This window comes from Agrobacterium cavarae, assembly GCF_004310285.1.
Classification (GTDB): domain Bacteria; phylum Pseudomonadota; class Alphaproteobacteria; order Rhizobiales; family Rhizobiaceae; genus Agrobacterium; species Agrobacterium cavarae.
This window is the reverse complement of sequence record NZ_SISF01000026.1, coordinates 63666-80583: the sequence shown is the minus strand read 5'-3', so window position 1 is coordinate 80583 and position 16918 is coordinate 63666. Positions and strand designations below refer to the sequence as shown.

General features: G+C 59.9%; 17 protein-coding genes. 16 read left to right on the top strand and 1 reads right to left on the bottom strand.

The features are described from left to right. Nucleotides 1-19 precede the first annotated feature (19 nt). Entirely contained in the window at nt 20-499 is a 480-nt protein-coding gene (locus EYC79_RS07280) for a hypothetical protein (RefSeq protein ID WP_245495212.1), read from the bottom strand. A gap of 105 nt (nt 500-604) precedes the next feature. Between EYC79_RS07280 and EYC79_RS07275 the strand changes: the two genes are divergently transcribed. The 16 genes from EYC79_RS07275 (at nt 605) to EYC79_RS07205 (ending at nt 16701) form a co-directional block, all read left to right on the top strand. Beyond that, nucleotides 605-1282: a lytic transglycosylase domain-containing protein gene (locus EYC79_RS07275; protein ID WP_111850901.1), complete on the top strand. Its 678-nt coding sequence runs from the start codon at nt 605-607 to the stop codon at nt 1280-1282. A gap of 13 nt (nt 1283-1295) precedes the next feature. Further along, nucleotides 1296-1640 carry a TrbC/VirB2 family protein gene (locus EYC79_RS07270; RefSeq protein ID WP_111850902.1) on the top strand — a complete coding sequence of 115 codons (345 nt, stop codon included), beginning with the start codon at nt 1296-1298 and terminating at the stop codon, nt 1638-1640. Next, nucleotides 1640-1933, top strand: coding sequence for a VirB3 family type IV secretion system protein (locus EYC79_RS07265; RefSeq protein ID WP_111850903.1), 294 nt, complete (start codon nt 1640-1642; stop codon nt 1931-1933). Before EYC79_RS07270 ends, EYC79_RS07265 begins: the two co-directional genes overlap by 1 nt. Before the next feature lie 11 nt (nt 1934-1944). Continuing rightward, a complete protein-coding gene (locus EYC79_RS07260) occupies nt 1945-4356 on the top strand; it encodes a VirB4 family type IV secretion/conjugal transfer ATPase (RefSeq protein WP_111850904.1) in 2412 nt (803 codons plus the stop codon). After that, nucleotides 4356-5003: a hypothetical protein gene (locus EYC79_RS07255; RefSeq protein ID WP_111850905.1), complete on the top strand. Its 648-nt coding sequence runs from the start codon at nt 4356-4358 to the stop codon at nt 5001-5003. Before EYC79_RS07260 ends, EYC79_RS07255 begins: the two co-directional genes overlap by 1 nt. Continuing rightward, a complete protein-coding gene (locus EYC79_RS07250; RefSeq protein WP_130977564.1) occupies nt 5004-5750 on the top strand; it encodes a type IV secretion system protein in 747 nt (248 codons plus the stop codon). It abuts the gene before it with no gap. Nucleotides 5751-5753: 3 nt separating this feature from the next. Then, entirely contained in the window at nt 5754-5942 is a 189-nt protein-coding gene (locus EYC79_RS23395) for a hypothetical protein (protein WP_133178068.1), read from the top strand. Between the two features lie 10 nt (nt 5943-5952). Then, on the top strand, nt 5953-6957 hold the full coding sequence (locus tag EYC79_RS07245) for a TrbL/VirB6 family protein (protein WP_207774177.1): 1005 nt from the start codon (nt 5953-5955) through the stop codon (nt 6955-6957). Between the two features lie 19 nt (nt 6958-6976). Continuing rightward, nucleotides 6977-7717 (top strand): VirB8 family type IV secretion system protein, encoded by a 741-nt coding sequence (locus tag EYC79_RS07240; protein WP_111850908.1) that lies wholly within the window; start codon nt 6977-6979, stop codon nt 7715-7717. Then, nucleotides 7714-8517 (top strand): TrbG/VirB9 family P-type conjugative transfer protein, encoded by an 804-nt coding sequence (locus EYC79_RS07235; protein ID WP_111850909.1) that lies wholly within the window; start codon nt 7714-7716, stop codon nt 8515-8517. Before EYC79_RS07240 ends, EYC79_RS07235 begins: the two co-directional genes overlap by 4 nt. Beyond that, complete coding sequence (virB10, locus tag EYC79_RS07230; protein WP_111851012.1) at nt 8507-9754, top strand: type IV secretion system protein VirB10; 1248 nt, start codon at nt 8507-8509, stop codon at nt 9752-9754. The genes EYC79_RS07235 and virB10 overlap by 11 nt, the downstream gene beginning before the upstream one ends. After that, entirely contained in the window at nt 9714-10790 is a 1077-nt protein-coding gene (virB11, locus tag EYC79_RS07225; RefSeq protein ID WP_111850910.1) for a P-type DNA transfer ATPase VirB11, read from the top strand. Before virB10 ends, virB11 begins: the two co-directional genes overlap by 41 nt. Next, nucleotides 10787-13225 (top strand): type IV secretory system conjugative DNA transfer family protein, encoded by a 2439-nt coding sequence (locus tag EYC79_RS07220; RefSeq protein WP_111850911.1) that lies wholly within the window; start codon nt 10787-10789, stop codon nt 13223-13225. The genes virB11 and EYC79_RS07220 overlap by 4 nt, the downstream gene beginning before the upstream one ends. Nucleotides 13226-13287: 62 nt before the next feature. Further along, nucleotides 13288-14010 (top strand): helix-turn-helix transcriptional regulator, encoded by a 723-nt coding sequence (locus EYC79_RS07215; RefSeq protein ID WP_130977563.1) that lies wholly within the window; start codon nt 13288-13290, stop codon nt 14008-14010. Nucleotides 14011-14208: 198 nt separating this feature from the next. Beyond that, nucleotides 14209-15255, top strand: coding sequence for a class I SAM-dependent methyltransferase (locus EYC79_RS07210; protein WP_111851013.1), 1047 nt, complete (start codon nt 14209-14211; stop codon nt 15253-15255). 45 nt (nt 15256-15300) lie between these two features. After that, complete coding sequence (locus EYC79_RS07205) at nt 15301-16701, top strand: hypothetical protein (RefSeq protein ID WP_207774179.1); 1401 nt, start codon at nt 15301-15303, stop codon at nt 16699-16701. Nucleotides 16702-16918 lie beyond the last annotated feature (217 nt).

Below are 16918 nucleotides of genomic sequence, written 5' to 3'. Positions count from 1 at the left end.
TATAGATAATTTAACACACCTATTCGTTCAAGTCGAACCAAAAGCGCTCCGCTTTCCCGGAGGATTGTCGGATATCGAAAAAATAGGGCTTGGCCCTGAGTGGGCGAGGTTGCGTGACCGTTTCGATGCATTCGTTGCGTTCATAGTTGAACCCCCGGCTGCAGCGATCGACTCTCTTGATGCAGACGTCGGGCTCGCGGTTCCAGTTGTGGTCGCTTCCTTGCGAACTGTAGCCAATCGAAAAACCTGTGGGACACGCCTCGTAACGCTCAAACCCGGGCGCTTCCGTACCTGCGCCATGGCAGAGCGGCCAGGAATAATGCGGTCGCGCCATGGCCGTGATCAGCTTCATCATCGGTGGGACACAATAGGGAACCTGATGCCAGGACGGAGCCGACGATGCCGCGCATAGCAGAACCTGGCAGCCCCAATCGGCGTCCGCGGCCTTGGCGACCGGACTGCTGCCTGCCGCGGCGACGAGGGCGGCGAGGCCGAGCACGATGGATCTTAACCTTAACACGATCTGAGCTCCCGCAATTTTTCTTTAACGATTGCGTAGGCATAATAATGATGTATATGAGTTATTCAAGTGCAGGTGAACATCATGAATGCACGACCTCTTATCTTCGCCTGGATGGCAATTTCGATGGGTGTGGTTCCTCTTTCAGCAGCAGAGACAGGCGCAGGTCAGCCGCCGACCTGCGTGGATGGCGCCATGGCCGTGGACGTCGTGCAGAACCTCATCCGCAAGGAAAGTCAGCGGCAAGGCTTCGACGTGAAGTTGGCGCTTGCGGTGTCCGGGCAGGAGTCGGGCTTCGGCCAGCGCGTCAACTCGCCCGCCGGCGCGCGCGGGGTCATGCAGTTGATGCCGGAAACCGCAGCCCATTACGGCGTCGCCGATATCTGCGACGCCTCGCAGAACATCCGCGGCGGCGTCAGCTATCTGAAGGATCTGAGCGACCGCTTCGGCGGCAACATCTTCCTCGTCGTCGCTGCCTATAATGCGGGCGAGGACAGGGTTCTTCGGGCTCGTGGCGTGCCGCCGATAGCGGAGACCGTGAACTACGTCGCGCTCGTGGCGAACGCCTATTTCGGCTTCGACAACGCGCTTCAGCGGGCGCGACGGGTTGCGACGCCCGCGACTGCGCCAATGACGGCGGAGACGGGCGTCGATCTTCTGACGACCGGATCCGTCGGTGACAAGCCCATCCCCACCAATCCCAACACCCCGAGATCCTCCGACCGGACCTGGATCGGAGGGTCAGTTCTGTATGTCGAGTAAAGAGGAGTTCCCGATGACCATCACTCACCGCCTCAAGGAGATCGCCGGCTCCAGCCGCAACCGTCAGATCGCAATCCATGGCATGGCGCTTGCTGTCATGCTCATCGGCCAGGCCGATCTCGCCCTTGCCGCCGGTGACGTCTTCCAGCCGATCCAGTCGGTGTTCACCACACTTCTCAACTTCATGACCGGGACCTTCGCGACCACAGCCGCGACGATCGCCTGTGCGGCCGTCGGCTATCTCGCGCTGACGTCGCGGATCCCGTGGAGCTGGTGCTTCTCGATCATCGTCGGCATCGCCTTCATCTTCGGCGGATCTCAACTGGTCGCGTCCATGCAGTCGGGGCTCGGTGGTTGATGGCTGAACAGGAGAAGCCGCAGGTCGCGCCGCTCGTGGTCGCTCTGACGCGTCCCCGGATGATGTGGGGCGTTCCGATCGGCCTGTTCGTCGGGGAATTGATGATCGTCGTCATGACCTTCCTCAACACCAAGCAGCTCGCAACATTCCTGCTTTTCCTGCCGCTGCATGCCGCAGCCTATGTCATGACCGTACGCGATCCGCACATGGCGGACGTGGTGCGGTTGCGTTTCGCCAAATGCCCCTGGGTCCGCAACCGGCATTTCTGGGGCGGTAACTCCTACCGCGCCTGAGGATTAAGAGAATGCAGCATGCCGTTCGCAAGGACCTGAAGTTCGGCTCGCAAATCGCGCGGGAAAAGCCGGTTTCCCATCACATTCCTTATTTGCGTCATGTGGATGAGGCGACCCTGCGCACCCGCGACGGCATGCTGCTCTCGATCGTGCGGCTCGATGGTTTCTGCCATCAGACCGCCGATCAGGCGGTCATCGACGCCGAGGCTGCCAACCGCAACACGCTTTTACGCGCTCTCTCCGATAGCCGCTTCGCTGTCTATTCTCACATCATACGCCGGCGCATTCTGCCACCGATCAAGGGCTCCTTTTCCATCGATTTCTGCAAGGCGCTCAACGAGCGTTACATGGATGCCCTGTCTGAGAACAGGATGTATTCGAACGAGCTCTATCTGACCCTCATCCGGCGTGGGTTTCAGGGAAAGGTGGGGCTGGCGGACAGCGTTTTCTCACGGTTTCGCAAGGCTGGCGGGGTGTCGGAAAGATCGCTCGATCTCGAAGCGCGCCAGGAACTGCGCGATCACGCCGCCAATATCGTCAAAGGGCTGGAAGGCTACGGCGCCCGCCTGCTGACGGTTGCCATGCGGGACGGCAGTGCCTTTTCCGAACCCCTCGAATTTTTAGGTCAGCTTCTGAACGGCGCAATGCCGGTCTGGATGCTGTTGCCGCGCATGCCGCTCAACGAATATCTTCCCACCCGGCGCATCACCTTCGGCCGCCGCCTCCTGGAAATGCGCGGAAACGCCGAGACGGACGTGCGCTTTGGCGCGATGCTGTCGGTGCGCGAATATCCGTCCTTCACGGCTGCCGGCATGGTCGATGGCCTTCTTAAAGTTCCGGGCGAGTTCGTCCTGACGCAGAGTTTCGCGCTTCAGGATCGTGCTCCTATCCTTTCCGAGATGGACAGGATCGAGCGCCAGATCAGCGTTTCCGACGAACGCGGCACCAGTCTGGAGAGTGCGATTACGACTGCCAAGGACGAGCTCGTCAGCGGCCGCGCCGTCATGGGCTACCACCACCTCTCGGTCATGGCGCTCGGTGATAGTATCCGCGAGACCGAGTCCTGCTCGCAGGCGATCACCAAGGAATTGCAGAATGCCGGCCTCGTCGTGGTGCGCGAGGATCTCAATGCCGAACCGGTCTTCTGGGCGCAGCTTCCGGGAAATTTCAGCTATATCGCACGGCGTGCGCTGATTTCGTCCCGGAATTTCTGCGGCATGGCCTCCGGCCATAATTTCGCGCTCGGCCGCCCGACCGGCAATCGATGGGGACCGGCGATCGCGCTCCTCCAGACCACCTCGATGACACCCTACTTCTTCAACTTCCACAAAGGGGAGGTGGGCAATTTCATTGTCACAGGGCCGACCGGATCGGGCAAGACCGTCAGTCTCCTCTTCCTTCTGTCGCAGGCGATGCGCACCAGCCCGCAACCCCGTTGCGCGCTGTTCGACAAGGACAGGGGCGGAGAAATCTTCATCCGCGCCTGTGGTGGCCAATACGAAGTGCTGAAGCCCGGTGTCGCCACCGGCTTCAATCCTCTTCAGATCGAGGACACACCGGGAAGCCGGACTTTCCTGTATGACCTGCTGAGCTTCCTCGTCAGGCCGCGGAGCGACGGCGACAAGCTCTCGGCCGAGCAGGACAGGATCCTGACGACGGCGGTGGAGCAGATCTTTGCCGTGCCGCTCCGTGAGCGACGGTTTCGCGACGTGATCCATCTTCTGCGTGGCGCAGAGGCTGCCGGCCGGGACGATCTCGCCTCACGCTTCGAGGTCTGGTGCGACACCCATGGCTGGCTGTTCGATAATCCGGTCGATGCGTGGGATGCGGACCGTGGTATCTTCGGTTTCGACCTGACCGCGCTCCTCGACGATCCCGATATTCGCACTGCGGCGCTTGGATATATCTTCCACCGGATCGGCGACATGCTCGACGGTGTGCGTCCGATGATGCTGTTCATCGACGAGGGCTGGAAACTGCTCGGCGACGAGAAGGCCGGCGCATTCCTGAACGATCAGCTGAAGACCATCCGCAAGAAGAACGGGATCGTCGGGCTCGGCACGCAGTCGCCGCGCGATATCACCACGGCCAAGATTTCCCATACCCTGCTGGAGCAGAGCCCGACCACGCTCTTCTTTCCGAACCCGAAGGCGGACCGCGAAAGCTATGTCGGCGCCTTCGGCCTGTCCGAAACCGAATTCGACTGGGTGAAGTCGACATCCTCCACCAGCCGACAGTTCTTGGTGAAACACGACCACGATAGCGTCATCGCGAAACTCGATCTCTCACAGCTCCCCGAGTTCATCAAGGTCCTGTCCGGGCGCACGGAAACCGTCGCTGAATGCGAACGCCTTCGCGAGAGATTTGGCGACGCTCCCGAAGGATGGCTTCCCTATTTCTGCGGCTGGAAGGAGGAGCGGTGATGCGTCTCGTGGCTCTCTCTTTTGTCGTGACGTTGCTTTCTCTTGCTGCCACCCCCGCCTTCGCCCAAGTGCCGGTCAATGATGCCGAGCGGACGGGCACGGAGACCAACACTGCCGTCTGCATGCGGCGCGCCCGCACCTTCAAACAATCGACCGTATCACCAACCCGCGACATCCATGGCAGCGTCACAGGAAGCAATGACACCGGCGGCATGCGCGCCGTGGCCGGTGGAACTGTTGTGGGTGCGCCGCTGTCCGGCTCGACGATCAGCGGCAATGATTTTGCGGTGCTGATGGCTGTTGCGAGCACCGTGCAGGCCATCAAGTCGAAGAATGTCGGTCAGGCGATCAGTGCGCTGGCCGCCGTCGCCTCTGCGATTTCGGCAAATGGACAGACGCTATCGGCGCAGTCGCAGACAATCGGGCAGGCGAACACCCTGAAGGGCGCCTTCGAGCAGAACGGCATTACGCGGCTCACCAACGCGCAGATCTGGAACCAGGCCATTCAGGCCATTTCGACCACCGTTCAGCTGCGCAATCAGCGCCTTCTCGACATGAGCGCAGCGGCAAGCGCAACAGCAAAAACAGGGGCCTACGATCCGTCGAAGACGATGCTGACAGAGCCTGAGCACAAGGAGAGACAATAGATGTCGATGCTATCCAATCATTGCGGGCGATGGGCAATCCGGTTTGCATTTTTTCCGATCGTGTTTACCACACCAGCTTTTGCCCAGGTTCCAGTCATCGATGATGCGACGCTGGCGCAAGCCAAGCAGACGGCTGAGCACACGGCCGAGATCATGAACAGCAACGGCCAGATCCTGCAGACGGTCAACAAGACTCTTGCCGCCGTGACAGGAAATCGCTCGACAGCCGAGATTGCTGGCGCAGCGCTGGGTGGAGGCTTCTCCATCGGGGCGGCCCCGGATTTCTCGTCGCTTATGGCCGGGCAGATGGCCTGGGGCCAGTTGGGCGCATATGGCAATGCCGCGACAAAGTTCCTGAACGGGCTCAATCTGGTCAAGACGCTGTCCGGCCAGACCGACAAGGCGAGGCTCACGCGCGGCGACAAGTCCTATCAGGCACTCGTCAACACGGCGACGGCGCTGACCGCGACGATCTCCGGCCTGCAGGCCAGCACGCAGCAGCGTTCACAGGCATTCCAAGCTGTCGAAGGCCAGATCGGCACGGCGCCCGATATCAAAGGCTCGATCGATCAGAATTCGCAGGTCCAGACCCAAACTGCACAGACCGTCAACGAACTGGTCGGCGCGGTCAATGCCGGTAACGCAGCCCTCAACGCCCAGCAGATGCAGGAGCTGGCCGCCCAGGCCGCCACGGCTGAGTTCATGGCCTATGACCCCGGCAATGTCAGCCTGACGGGAGGTCGATGAAGGATGCGGCGTTCACTCTCGATCCTCATGCTGAGCCTGCTGTTGCTCACCGCTTCCGGATGCGCCGGTCACAAGGAGCTGAAAGCGCCCTGTGGGCCGGAGGAGACGGCAGAAATCCCGTTCTCGTCGGCCTATGCCGCGTCGACGCCTTGCGGTCCGCTCATCCGCCAAAACGGCGTCAGCGTCTTCTGAGGAGAAGGTCATGAACGACATCTTCGACGTCCTGTTCGGGAAAGTCGACGCCATGGGCACGTCGGCGGTCCAGAACATGTATCAGGCGCTCTCCAACTATCTCGGTCCACTGTTTCTGGCCGGTCTTGCGGTCTACGTCGTCTGGTGGGGCTATGAGATGCTGTTCGGCCGGGCGCCGATGACGGCAGGCGCATTCGTCTGGAAGTTCGGCCGCGTTTTCCTCTGCTACAGCATGATCGTTTCCTGGGCGACCTACCAGCCGCTGATCGTCACGCCGCTGGTGCAAGCGCCGGATGCGGTTGCAACGGTCGTTTGCGAGGCGGCGGGCGGCCAGGGATGCGGGGCCAACGGCGCCTCGATAGGGCAGGGGCTCTCCGACATCTGGCATGCCGGGATGCAGGGCGCTTCATCTATGGTCGCACAAGGTGGCGTCTTCGGCTGGTTTCTCTATCTGCTGGCGGGCGGTGTTTTGCTCTTCACGCTGATCCTCTGCGTCACGGCCGCCGTCATCCTGATCATGGGCAAGATGACGATGTTCGTTCTCTTGGGGATCGGCCCGATCGTGATGTGCTGCGCGCTGTTCAACGTCACGTCCGGCGTGGTCGACGGCTGGATCCGATCTCTTGCGACCTACGCCTTGCTGCCGGTGCTCGTCTACACCGTGCTTGGCCTGATGACCAGCCTGCTTGGCAATACGGTAAGCGCGCTGCAGGCGGGAGAGCCGAGCCTGAGCACCGTTATGCCGTTTCTGTTCATGTGCGCGGCGACGACGCTGCTCCTGAAGGAGGTGGTCGGCCTTGCCGCGGCGATCGCGGGTGGTGGCCCGCGCATCGAATCCGCCACTAGCCTCGCGCTGTTCAATGCACGGCGTTTCGGAATCGTGGGTGCGCGCGGCGCCTACAGAGGCGGTCGGTACGCCCTGTCGAGGATGATGGCCGGAGGGACCGGGACCGTCACGGACGGAAGCGCGGACAGGGCATTGGTGACATCAGCCGCACTCAACGGCCGACGGTAGTTTCAGGGGAATAGGGTGAATGCAGGCAGGAAATGACATCGCCGCCATGGGGACGGCGGAACGCGCCAGAACAGACGCCGGAATTGATCCCCGCTATTATCAGGAAGGGGAGCGCTGGGAAAAATCGGTCTATCGTTCCGTCGCCGCGTCCCGTGGGGTTTGGCGGACGGTCGCCGTCCTGCTTGCTGCGGCGCTGATCGCCATGGTCGGGCTCCTGTGGGCAACGCTACCGCTCAGAACCTTCGATGTCGTCGTGCTCGAGGTTGACCGGACGACCGGCTACGTCGAGGCGAGCCGGCCTCTCCGGGAAGCTGGCAATCTCACCCAGAACGAAGCGGTGACGCGCGCCAATATCGTGCGCTTCCTGCGCGCCCGCGAAACCTATGACCCGAAGAGCCTGCGCGACAATTTCGATCTCGCCTCGCTCTATTCGACCGGCAAGGCGGCGGACGATCTCGCCAACACCTTCTCGGGCGCCAACCCGAACAACCCCGTCAAGCTCTATGGCGCCGACACCATCGTTTCGGTCGCCGTGAAGAGCATCATCTTCCTCAACGAGCAGACGGCAGCCGTCCGCTTTTCCACCACCCGAACGAGCCGAGGGGCTTCGACCGAGACGAGACACTGGGTCGCCAACGTCCGGTTCAGATACACCTCCGAGCCGATGCGCAACGACTGGCGCTTCGACAACCCGCTCGGGTTTCAAGTGACCGAGTATCGCCGGGATCAGGAAACCGTCATCACCGGGGAGAGCCAATGATGCGTCTCGACAAGGCATTCCTTCTGGCCTGCGTTCTCACGGCAGTCGCTGGAGCCGCCCGCTCGGAAATCCAGCCCCGCTCGGTCCAGACCGACGAGCGGATCCGTACCGTGCCGTTCCAGCGGGACAACATCGTCTATCTCGCTGGCATGATGGGTGTGTCGACCATGATCGTCTTCAATGAAGACGAGCGCATTGCAACCGTCGCCATGGGCGACACCGTCGGCTGGCAGGCCGTCCCCGACCAATCCAAACAGTTTCTGTTCATCAAGCCGCTCGAACCCAACGCCGTCACCAATATGAATGTTGTGACCACGAAGCGGGTCTACACGTTCATGCTGACGGGCGCGAAACCGGGCAACACCCGCACCGCCGTGATCAAGCTGCGCTTCTCCTATCCGGAAGATGCCGGCAACGCAAAGCTCCTGGCGGCGGCAAAGGAAAACGCCGCCATGCCGAACCTGAAGGCGGCACTCGCGAACCCCAATGGGCTTAATTACGACTATGGCTATAGAGGCGCGGTCGACAATCGTCCGACCTCGGTTTTCGACGACGGCAAGAAGACCTTTTTCCAGTTTTCTGGCGAGCTTCCCGCTTTCTTCGCCGTCAAGGCCGATGGCAGAGAGACCTTGGTCAATTTTCGGCAGGAAGGCGATTACATCGTCATCGACAAGGTGTCGGCCCAATGGACGCTGCGCAACGGTGATGTCGTGACCTGTGTCTTCAAAATGAAGAAGACGACGCAAAACCCCGTCGTCATGGTCGGCTCCGATCATCATGGAGCCTCCCATGAGCGTTGATTTTGAAGAGGAAGCCAGGATCACCGAAACCGTCGCCCGTCCTCGGAGCGGAGCAAGCGGGCGGCTGGTGCCGATCCTGCTTGGATCGGCGGCGCTCTGCGTTCTGGCCTACGCCGCCTATGTCTCATTCGGAAAAGCGCCATCCCAAGGTGCTGGCAAGGAGCATGAGGAATTCAAGACTGCGAGCCGCTCGGCGCATCTGCATTTCGATCCGGGAGAACCCGTCGAACCGCCGGACAACAAGCTGGTGATCGCACCGCCCCCTGTCCCCGTCGAGCAACCGGCGGTCCAGCCGGTCGTCGTCACGGCCCCGCCGGTGGATGATACCGCGGCGCGTCTCGCGGCAGAAGAGGCGGAACGGGCCCGCAAGGCGGAGGAACTCAGGCAGGCGCGTCTGCGCTCCAGCATGATTATTGTCGATCAGGGGCAACAGGGCAGCATGCCTGGCAGCTTCACGGCTATGTCGTCTTCAGCCGCGTCCGGGTTTCCGGCCGATGATGACCCGAACCGGAAATTTGCAGCCGCCGTGTCGGCGCAGGATGTCGAGACCGTCAAGGCAACCCGTAACGACCGGATCGATGCGCTGATCCCGCAAGGCACGATGATCCGAGGCGTTCTGGAGACCGCGATCCAATCCGATCTACCGGGCATGGTCCGCGCCGTGATCACCACGGATGTCTACTCCTTCGACGGTCGAAGGGTTCTGCTGCCGAAAGGCACGATGCTGACCGGCGAATATAAGAGCGGGCTTGCTCGCGGCCAGACGCGGGTCCTGATCATCTGGACGCGGGCACTGCGGTCTGATGGCACCTCCGTTGCCCTCGGTTCTTACGGGACCGACGATCTCGGCCGATCCGGCCTGGACGGTGTCATCGATAAGCATTTCCTTGAGCGCTTCGTGGCCGCCTCGATGCTGAGCCTCGTCGGGGGTGTGTCCTCCTTCATCGCGGGGTTGAACGCCGACGGTAGCTCGTCGGCCGGATCGTCCTCGTCCTCGCAGATTGGAATGAATGCCCAGACCCAGGCCCAGCAGACCGTCTCGCAGACCATGGCCGAGATGGCGAACATGGCGCTCAAGGATAGCATCAACATTCCGCCGACCATCCATGTCGATCAGGGCAAACAGATCATGGTGTTCGTCCGGCGCGACCTCGATTTCTCCTCCCTCTATCCCGATCCCGTCAAGGAGGCACTTTATGAACTCCGCCATGCGCCACCAGACAAACCGCGGCGCTGATGTCGTCTCGCTGTGGGACAATCTGCCGGTCTTCTTTCGGCAGATGGCGCAGCCGCTCCGTTTTTTGCTGGAAGATCCCGCTGTCATCGAAATCATGTGCAACCGCCCTGGCGAAATCTGGGTCGAGCGGATGGACAGCGCCAGGATGGTCCGCCACGAAGTATCGTCCCTCGATGAACGGGCGATCCGTTCGCTCGCCCAGATGATCGCCGGCTCGACACAGCAGAACGTCAACGAGGAAACCCCATTGCTGTCGGCGGCCATGCCGCATGGCGAAAGGTTCCAGGCCGTGCTGGCGCCGGTTGCCGCGTCCGGTTCAGCCTTTGCCATTCGAAAGCAGGTCATCCGTGACATGAGCCTCGACGATTACGCCGAGCTCGGCGGGTTCGACCGCATTAAAGTCATCGGCCCAAGAGCGGTCGATGGGGAGCTCTCGGAGCTCGAACGTGAGCTGATCGATCGTCTACGCGATCCCTCACCCAAGGCCTGCCGCGAATGGTGCCGTTTTGCGGTCGAGAACCGGGTGACGATGCTGATCTCCGGCGGCACATCGTCGGGCAAGACGACATTCTTCAATGGCCTTCTCAAGGATATTCCGGAATGGGAGCGGTTGATCACCATCGAGGACACCCGCGAACTCAGGCCGCCGCAGCCCAACCATCTGGCGCTCGTCGCCTCGAAAGGCGGGCAGGGGAGGGCAAGAATTACCATCCAGGACTGCCTCGAAGCCGCACTTCGCCTGCGACCCGATCGTATCTTCATGGGCGAGATCCGCGGCGCTGAAGCGTTCTCGTTTCTGCAGGCCGTCAACACCGGCCACCCGGGATCGATGTCGACCTTACACGCCGACAATCCGCACGGCGCTTACGAACGGCTCGCCATGGCGACGATGCAGGCGGGATTGGGCCTGTCGAAAGCCGAGCTCCTGGAGTTCGTGCGCTTCGTGGTGCCCGTGATCGTGCAGGTTCGCCGTGATCCGCTGACAATGAAGCGCGGCGTGAGTGAGATCTACGTCAACAAGTGGCCGGGTGCATGAAGCGGTACGAGAAAATCGCGCTCGTCTTCCTCGGACCCGTCGTCGTCGCCGCTGGGCTGTTCTTCGCATGGTCTGCGAACTACGCGGCGGCTTCCTTCTTCCTTCTGAAGTCCAGCGCGATGTGGAACGCCTTCACCGGCGACGATCTGCTGATGCCCGCCAGGCAGGCGTGGGTGTATTTTGGCAACACAACTGTGAGACGGCTGATCGTCATCGCATCCGTGGCGACAGGCATTGAAGCGGTTGCCGTGACAGGCGGCATTTTGTTGCTCGTCTTCCGTCCCTGGGAGGTTCGCCCGCCAAAGGACGGCTCGCGTTTCGCCACACTCAAGGACCTCGAACAAGTCGGCCTGATCGGCGGAGAACCGGGCCGGTCCATCCTGCTTGGCACGTTTGGCGAGGGGCGCTCGGCAGTTGATGTGCGCTACAGTGGCGACAGCCATTTCTACGTCAACGGCCCCTCTCGCTCCGGCAAGGGCCGTGGCTTCGTCATGACCAACCTTCTTGAGTTCCAGGGCTCGGCCATCGTTCTCGATGTGAAGCTCGAGAACTTTGTCTTGACCGGAGCCGCGCGTCTGGCCATGGGCCAGAAATGTTTCGTCTTCGCACCGGGCTCGGCCAAGTCTCACCGTTGGAATCCCCTGGACTTCGTGCGCAGCTGGCCTGAGCGAGCGACCGATCTTCTCAATCTTGCGACAAGCCTCCTGCCGATCGGCGAGAAGGAGGATGCCTACTGGAAACAGACAGCGCGCGGCCTGATGGCGACCCTTCTGGGCTATGTGACGGACTCCGCCACGATGGAGGGCCGCCGCACCCTGCGTTCTGTTCTGCGCCTGCTATCGACGGGGGAGAAGTTTTCCGATGTGGTGACGAGGGTCCTCGCTGAAGAGCCAGATCTCAACGACTTCGTTCTGGCCGGTTTCCGCCAGCACCTCGCACGAGACGAGGAGCAGCGCCCCTCTTTCGAGAGCCACGTCATCACAGCGCTTGCACCCTTCAACAACCGCTTGTTGGCGGAAGCCTGCGCGGTAAGTGACTTCGATATTCGCGACTTGCGGCGCAAGCCCTTCTCGCTGTTCATCGCAAGTCCGGTCTCCGATTTTGGAACGGTCGAACCGCTGATCCGCCTGCTGATCCAGCAGATCCACGACATCATGCTGCGCCAGCTTCCAGGGCCTGACGAGCCAAATCGTGTGCTGATGATGCTCGACGAGTTCTACCAGTTCGAGCGCCTGCCCGAGATCGTCAAGCGCGCACCGCTCGTTGCCGGCTATGGCTTGACCATCGCCCTGATCGCCCAGAACCTGCCGCAGATCGACGAGCGCTATGGGACGAAGGCACGGGATGCCCTGATCGGCAACATGGACGTCAAACTCTACATCGGCGTTGGTGATGAAGCGACAGCACGCTTTGTCTCGGGCAGCCTGGGCAAGACGTATGAGGAGCGTGAGGGGTGGGGACGGAACAGAGGCGTCCTGACGGCAAAAACGGCGTCCCAGGGTCGCTTCGAGCTCGTGCCTCTGATGGATCCGGATGCGGTTCAACGCCTGGAGGACACCAGGACGATCCTGCAAGTGCGCAGCGGCTATGGCGCAATCCTGAACAAACTCAACTTTTACACCGACGACCGTTTTGTCGCCCGGCGGCGAGCGGTCGCACCGCATTCAAAAGATCTCCATATTCCTGATCTCACGCCGCAAGCGGAATGGCCGTTGTTTACGCCTTGCCCGGTAGGGCTTGTTGAGCCTGCTATTGAGATGACCGTCGAAGCGAAACCAGGCTACGACCACGATGCTGCCGTCGCATTGCGCGCCCGGGACGTGTTCGCCGATCCTGCTCCCTTCATTCACGCCTACCGCCTGGCCGTCGAGGCGACTGGCGACGAAGCGATGACCGAGCTGCTGCTTCGCTTGCGGACGGCACCCGACACGATTGGGAGACTGAGATGGGATCGAAGCCTGTTCGGTCGGGAGGGGAGAAGGGAGCGGAAAGCAGCCCTCGAGGCGGTGTGGCCATTGCGCGAGGCAATGGTTGCCGCCCGCTGGAATGTGGCGCGGAGGCGGCTCGATGCCGCTTCGCCATCGCCTGTTCTCTATTTTGCGCCGGGGACTACGCCGGTGACAGAGACGGAAATCGCTGACGAAGCGGCACAGATGGACGAAGAGGCGCAGATGGACCAAGAGGAGGACAATCGTCTCGAGCTATCGTTCGAGGACGGCGGTCGTGTGCTTGGCGAGATTTCCGATTTGGTTGGCGAGGAGATCGGCAGCGACCGTGTCGCCGATGCCTCCGCTTTGGTGCGTGCGCTAGAAGACATTCGAGCGGGCTTTGACCGCTCGATGGTGGAAGCGACTGATGACTTGCTGCCGGCAGGCATCCTCACTGCCGAGGAGGATAGCGGCAAGCACGCAGGGTTAGTGATTGGCGGCGGCTAGTCCGAAAGGTCCTGAGATCATTGCTCCATTACCAGTTTCAGTACTTTACGTGTGATTTTCCCATGTCCACATTTAAGCGTCTAGATGTCATACGCGGGCTTCTCGATCGTTGCGACGACGCAATTGCTATCCGGAGTGTGCTTTCGGATATCTGCCGATATTATGGCGTGGATCATGCCGCCTTCCTCCACCAAGCGTGCAATGGTTGCCAGCCTTCCTGCGTGTCCACCTATCCGACGGTCTGGTGCGAGCGATACAACTTGAGGAGCTACATCGATATTGATCCCACCATCAAGCTGATGACGCGAGGAGTTTTGCCTGCAGATTGGGATTCACTTCGCCGAGATTGCAAAGACGCACAATACTTCTTTGACGACGCGCTCTCTTTTGGTGTCGGTGGACAGGGATTAAGCGTGCCCACTTGGGGTCCGTTTGGTCAGAGAGGGTTATTTAGTGTGGCGTCTGGCCTGACTCTCAATGAGTGGCAATACTTGAAGCTCTCCATAAATTACGAGCTTCAGATTCTCGCCTTGCATCTGCACGACCGAATATTTCGATTCGGGGGGGCGGACCCCTCGTTAAAAACTTTGTCGAGACGCGAGACGGAATGCTTGGAGCTTCTTGGTCGCGGAAAAATACCAAAGCAGATAGCTGCGACGTTAAAAATTTCCGAGAGCGCCATCCGACATTACCTAAAATCGGCGAAGCATAAACTCAAAGCAACCACCACTTATCAGGCCATAGCGATAGCAAACGCGCTCGGGCTAATTAATGTGTTGGAATAATAGCGATAAATATCGGCTGCCCCGGGAGATAAAAGTTCTGGAGAGGCAGTCAATCTGTCAACTTTGGCAAGTTGTTAGCTGATCGATTACTGCCGACAATAAGCCCATTCGGCACGCTGCCAGCCGAAAACTGATGCATCTACCATGCTTCTATTCACATCCGATGTCGATGGCGGCAATCGTGAGAGGACCATTGCTATGCCAAACAGGTCAACCTTCCAAGGCTGGAGAACCGGCCCGCGGCTTAATGCGTTCGCGTCGTTTTTCGAGGAAACCGCCAGGGGCATGACAGGGAAACCTGATCTCGGCGACGTCTGGCCTGATACTGAGCTCATTGGGGAAGACCTTGACTGTCAGCTATTCCTCGACACCCAACGACGGTTATGGGGTGCGTTCGATCATCACTATTTTGCTAGTATTCCGTTCCGGCTCGAAGAAGAGGCCCGTTTGGGCTCGGCGATCCTGCGCTATGTTCAGAATTTGTGGGGGCGTGACCAACGCGCTGCATCCGTCTATACATTGGGCGCTGGGACAGGTTGCCTCGCCAGAACTCTAGCGAAGATAGGCGACGGGCGGATCCTCACGCTTAACTGTAGCCCAACGCCTGCCAACCAGGCCAGCTTCAACGCCAAGCGCGGCAGCGAGTACGCGCATTTTTTCCTGGGAGCGTTTTTTGAATTGGACGCAGCGCGGTATGCCGCTGATCCGTCGCTTCAGATATTCCAAGATGGTTTCGATCTCTTAATGGAGGACACGACGTTTCAGATGTATGGACCAGACCGCGCTGCTCAGCTCGCGTTCATTGCTCCTCGCGTCCGCCCTGGCGGAATTCTCATTCAGGTGGAGAAGCTGTCGCATCCAGAGCCGAGCGCTTACGCCCTTCGGGAGCGACAGAAAGATGAGCAATTTAAGTCGCGGTTTTTCTCAAGCTCACAGATTGATTTGAAGAGAAGCGAAATTCTGAGAACGATGGAAGAGTGCGAGGTGAGCTTGAAATCCACCATCGCGGCCTTGTCGCTTGAGTTCTCGTTTTCCGTTCTCACGTGGAATTGCGGGAACTTCTATACAATCATGTCGTCGAACTCCCTCGAGGCGCTGGGGCACATTGTTAGGCTTATGATCCCTCCAGCAGTTCCCCCAGAATTTTGCTACGAGAACATCGTCCGTTTCTGGAGCGACGGTTCGGAGAGACCTGTCCCCTTGAACTGGGTCTGGCGTTCGTCCAGCCCGCCGTTTCAAATCTGAGAATTAGCGTTCAGAGACGGCAATGAGCACGGGAATATCTGTGATATGGCAAACCAGCATCAACGTGGCAGTGAGCTCTCCGCTGATAACATAAAATCGACGCTTACATCACTCTTCCCGCACTTACGCACATTTTGGCAGCGGCCATTGGGAGACTATGCGAGAGCCGTCTACGACGTCGACCCAATTCGATTACAGGCAATCGACCGAAATGATGCTCTTCTGCGACTTTGCACCCTTCTAACAAGGGTTGCTATCAGAACAGGTGTCACGGACGACGACGCGAACGATGCTGGCTCTCAGTTCATGGGCGCGCCGATCATTCAGACCGGCCCGCATTGCCATCTGATTATGGAGCCGGATGCATTTTACACCCATCTGTTCAGCCTGCTGGGCATTCGAAGTCAACGGCTCCGCTGGCATTTCTGGTATGGCGCGTCGACTGTCAAGTTCATAGAGAAGCCAGGGAAAGGCCCGGGATGGCTTACACTCGAAGGTGAACTCATAAACGTCTTCGGTCTGCCACGCAGCCGTATGGACTCTTTCAACGTTTGCGGTGAACGCGGGCCTTATCGCTTCACTCTGCGTCCGCATGGCGACGATAAACGCGTCAACCTCATGGCTGAGCGTCTTAAATTGATTTTGCCTGAGCTGCAGTACCGGTCGGCTGCCGATGCGATCAAAGCCGGAAACGACTCACTCTGGAAGACGTTCTTTCCGCCTGATATACGCCTCGTCCAGCTCGACGACATCGACGTTGCCGAACTGGTCGCCGACCATTTCGAGGATCCAGACTCTTGGCTTTGTCGACGGTTTATCGAGGGCGGCATCGCCTGCGAGATGTTGCAGATTGCCGCGGAACTCAACCAAGGACCATGGGCTGGATGGATACGCTGCACGACTGACTTGTTCTGGCGATTGGAGAACGGCCGTCTCTACCCGCTCCGTCTGAATGACGGTGTTCTCGTCACGGAAGGCAAGAGTTCGGCCGAACTCCGTTTCACCCCGGCCGCATTGTCTGAGTCTCTACGTCTGCGACAGATCGTGCCGAGCCTTTTGCTATCGTTCATCGTTATGTCGATCCTCCCTGGGACGAGGGTTCTTGGCGGCTGTCGTCAGACTGTCTACTATCCGCTCATGCGATACGTCTTTGCCTGCGCACTCGAAAGGGCAGGCGAGCGCGAACTGTTGGCTTCACTTCGGAAAGATGTGCTGCCGGGGATGTGGGGGCATCGGGTGCTGCGACCTGCCGACGGCCGACCTTTCGCCGCGCTCAACGAGGTTGGATCTGCTGCCGCTTTGCTTTCAGAATTCGGCGAGCGCTCACTGGAGCGGGCCTGCGGCGATCTCACTTGCTTCACCAGCGATCCCATATGGGGTCAAATCGGTCGGCATGTTGCTTTGGGAGATACCCTTTTGGACTCCGTCGAATGGCAATGGGCTTGATCCTCGAGAGATGGTTGGGGACACCAATTTGGTGTCGGTGCTGGCTCCGGCCGGTACTTGATAGATCCGGAATAAGGTCCACGGTGAGAATAGTTTTAGGAGGCAAACTCGGGCATTTTAGATGCGGAATGACTATCCTGGGTATTGTCAAACGCCTCGGCACGTTCATTCTGGCCCGAGAGCAAGGTTTGGCGAATGAGAAGATGAAGTGCAAGCA